The 3,499-nt window shown below is 60.0% G+C and carries 4 protein-coding genes; all 4 read left to right on the forward strand.

All coding sequences use genetic code 11. The features are described from left to right. The first annotated feature begins 17 nt into the window (after positions 1-17). The 4 genes from mreB to ACRESD_RS19425 all read left to right on the forward strand — a co-directional run bounded on the left by mreB (position 18) and on the right by ACRESD_RS19425 (position 3,428). The gene (mreB, locus tag ACRESD_RS19410; RefSeq protein ID WP_002555108.1) at positions 18-1,055 is read left to right on the forward strand and encodes a rod shape-determining protein MreB; all 1,038 of its coding nucleotides are present in this window, start codon (positions 18-20) and stop codon (positions 1,053-1,055) included. Positions 1,056-1,194: 139 nt separating this feature from the next. Beyond that, positions 1,195-2,292, forward strand: coding sequence for a rod shape-determining protein MreC (gene mreC, locus ACRESD_RS19415; RefSeq protein WP_431752385.1), 1,098 nt, complete (start codon positions 1,195-1,197; stop codon positions 2,290-2,292). Then, on the forward strand, positions 2,292-2,780 hold the full coding sequence (gene mreD / locus ACRESD_RS19420; RefSeq protein WP_003171788.1) for a rod shape-determining protein MreD: 489 nt from the start codon (positions 2,292-2,294) through the stop codon (positions 2,778-2,780). The genes mreC and mreD overlap by 1 nt, the downstream gene beginning before the upstream one ends. Before the next feature lie 51 nt (positions 2,781-2,831). After that, entirely contained in the window at positions 2,832-3,428 is a 597-nt protein-coding gene (locus tag ACRESD_RS19425) for a Maf family protein (protein WP_431752384.1), read from the forward strand. The last annotated feature ends 71 nt before the right edge of the window (positions 3,429-3,499 follow it).

The following is a 3,499-nucleotide window of genomic DNA, read 5'->3' on the forward strand; positions in this document are numbered from 1 at the left end:
CCTAGGGTCCCTTTCCCATGTTCAAGAAACTGCGTGGCATGTTTTCCAGCGATCTTTCCATTGACCTGGGCACTGCCAACACCCTTATTTACGTGCGCGAGCGCGGTATCGTCCTGAATGAGCCATCGGTTGTGGCTATTCGGACCCATGGTAATCAGAAAAGTGTCGTTGCCGTCGGCACCGAGGCCAAGCGCATGCTCGGCCGTACACCAGGCAATATTGCTGCCATTCGTCCGATGAAAGACGGCGTGATCGCCGACTTCAGTGTCTGCGAGAAGATGCTGCAGTACTTCATCAACAAGGTTCACGAAAACAGTTTCCTGCAGCCCAGCCCTCGCGTGCTGATTTGCGTTCCTTGCAAGTCCACCCAGGTTGAGCGTCGTGCCATCCGTGAGTCGGCCCTTGGTGCCGGTGCCCGCGAAGTGTTCCTGATCGAAGAGCCTATGGCTGCCGCTATCGGCGCCGGCCTGCCGGTTGAGGAAGCGCGCGGTTCGATGGTGGTGGATATCGGTGGTGGTACCACTGAGATCGCCCTGATTTCCCTGAACGGTGTGGTGTATGCCGAATCCGTACGCGTAGGCGGCGACCGTTTCGACGAAGCGATCATCACTTATGTGCGTCGTAACTACGGCAGCCTGATCGGCGAATCCACCGCCGAGCGCATCAAACAGGAAATCGGCACCGCTTACCCAGGTGGCGAAGTTCGCGAAGTCGATGTTCGCGGTCGCAACCTGGCCGAAGGCGTTCCACGTGCCTTTACCCTGAACTCCAACGAAGTGCTGGAGGCTCTGCAAGAGTCCCTGGCCACTATCGTTCAGGCTGTGAAGAGTGCCTTGGAGCAGTCGCCGCCGGAGCTGGCTTCCGATATCGCCGAGCGCGGCCTGGTACTGACCGGTGGTGGCGCCTTGCTGCGCGACCTCGACAAGTTGCTGGCCCAAGAGACGGGTCTGCCGGTGATCGTCGCCGAAGACCCGCTGACCTGCGTTGCTCGCGGCGGTGGTCGTGCACTGGAAATGATGGATAAACACACCATGGACCTGCTCTCCAGCGAATAAGATCGCCTGGACGGTTCATGCTTCGTCGGCAGGCAGCACTTTGCAGTGCTGCCTGTTGGCGTTTATCTTCTTCAATCTGCATCCAGGCCGGTTAGATGCCGTATGAATAAAGAGAACATTTGCCTGGGAGGAGCGGCTTATTAAACCGCTTTTCGCCAAAGGCCCCTCATTGGGCGTGCGCTTATTGGTGCTGGTCGTGCTTTCGGTCGCGCTGATGGTGGTCGATGCCCGCTTTGCACTGCTCAAGCCTGTGCGTAGCCAGATGTCGCTGGTGTTGATGCAGACTTACTGGATCACCGACCTGCCGCAACGTCTCTACCAGGGCGTGGCCAGCCAATTCGGCAGCCGCACCGAGCTGGTCGCCGAGAACGAAAAACTCAAGACTGAAAACCTGCTGCTGCAGGGCCGCATGCAAAAACTCGCGGCCCTGACCGAGCAGAACGTTCGGCTGCGCGAGTTGCTCAACTCTTCCGCACTGGTCAACGAAAAGGTCGAAGTGGCCGAGTTGATCGGCATGGACCCCAACCCGTTTACTCACCGCATCATCATCAACAAGGGTGAGCGTGACGGCGTGGTCCTCGGTCAGCCGGTGCTCGATGCTCGTGGCCTGATGGGCCAGGTGGTCGAACTGATGCCCTACACCTCGCGGGTATTGTTACTGACGGACACTACCCACAGCATCCCGGTGCAGGTGAACCGCAACGGTCTGCGCGCAATTGCCAGCGGCACCGGTAACCCCGAGCGCCTGGAGTTGCGGCACGTGGCCGACACTGCCGACATCAAGGAAGGCGACCTGCTGGTCAGTTCCGGCCTCGGCCAGCGGTTCCCGGCCGGTTACCCGGTGGCGACGGTCAAGGAAGTGATCCACGATTCCGGCCAGCCGTTCGCCGTTGTCCGTGCCGTGCCAACCGCTGCCCTGAACCGAAGCCGTTACCTGCTGCTGGTCTTCAGTGACAACCGTACCCCGGAAGAGCGTGCCAACGACGCCGCCCAGGCCCAGGAGGCGGAGGACAAGCAAAACGGTACTGCGCCGATCGTTCCGGCCACGGTGCCCAAGCCTGCATTCGTGGGGCCGCCAGCACCGGCGGTAGCTCCAGCAGCTCCGGCAGCGCCGGTAGCAACCCCGGTCAAGCCGGCAGCCCACAGTGCGCGCCCAGCTAAACCGGCAGCGACGAAACCACCGGCTGCGACGCCTGCGGCCAAGCCTCCGGCATCCACGCGGCAGAGGGAGGAATAATGGCCGGTACTCATTCGCGCAACGGCTGGATCGTTTGGCTGACGTTTGCCATCGGCTTGCTGCTCAGCGTTTCGCCGCTGCCGCAATTCATGGAGATCCTGCGCCCGCTGTGGCTGGCGTTGCTGCTGGCCTTCTGGTCGCTGAACCTGCCGCACAAAGTGGGCATGGTCACCGCGATGTTTCTGGGCTTGGCGGAAGATGTGCTCTATGGCACCTTGCTCGGTCAGAACGCGTTGATCCTCACCCTGATTACTTTTCTGGTGCTGTCGCTGCAGCAGCGGTTGCGCATGTTTCCGATGTGGCAGCAGTGCCTGGTGATTCTGGTGATCTTTGGCCTGGCGCAGTTGGTACAGCTATGGCTCAGCGCCTTGACCGGCAATCGTCAACCGACCCTGGCGTTGGTATTGCCGGCCCTGGTCAGTGCGCTGTTGTGGCCATGGATCAGTTTCGGCCTGCGTGGGTTACGTCGTCGCTACAAAATCAATTGAATGGATTGCGAGGCTCTGCCTGGTTATCGAACCCTACAGGGAGAGTCTGGAATGAATTCGCTTTATCTGGCCTCGGGCTCCCCGAGACGACGTGAACTGCTGACCCAGATCGGCGTGCCTTTCACCGTGGTCAGCGCCGCTATTGATGAAACTCCTCTTACAAATGAATCCGCTGTTGCCTACGTCGAGCGCCTTGCGCGTGGCAAGGCAACAGCGGGTTTTGCTGCGCTTGGAAAAACCTCGGGCACTTGCGTATTGGGTGCCGACACGGCCGTTATCGTTGATGGGCAGATCCTCGGCAAACCCGTGGACCAAGCCGGCGCCTTGGCGATGTTGTTGGCACTTTCCGGTCGAGAACATGAGGTGCTGACTGCCATTGCACTCACTGACGGCGAGCGCTGCGAAACCCGATGTGTAAGCAGTCGTGTACGTTTTCGCGAGGTTTCTGTCGAGGAGGCTACAACCTACTGGCACAGTGGAGAACCTTGGGACAAGGCGGGCGGCTATGCTATCCAAGGGCTGGGCTCGGTGTTTGTCGCCGGGCTCAATGGCAGTTACTCAGCCGTGGTCGGGCTGCCGGTGTGTGAAACCGCACAACTGCTGGGCCAATTCGGCATACCCTGTTGGCAAAACCTTACCGTGCGCTAACCGCTTGACTCCAGCGCCCAGCCTTAAGCGATTGGTCACTATTGTGAAAACGCCTGAACGAGACCCGGCCA

This window comes from Pseudomonas sp. (assembly GCF_050739995.1).
GTDB lineage: Bacteria > Pseudomonadota > Gammaproteobacteria > Pseudomonadales > Pseudomonadaceae > Aquipseudomonas.

Coding starts and splice junctions, on each gene's coding strand:
- mreB (WP_002555108.1), top strand. CDS start 18: ATGTTCAAGAAACTGCGTGGCATGTTTTCCAGCGATCTTTCCATTGAC.
- mreD (WP_003171788.1), top strand. CDS start 2,292: ATGGCCGGTACTCATTCGCGCAACGGCTGGATCGTTTGGCTGACGTTT.
- ACRESD_RS19425 (WP_431752384.1), top strand. CDS start 2,832: ATGAATTCGCTTTATCTGGCCTCGGGCTCCCCGAGACGACGTGAACTG.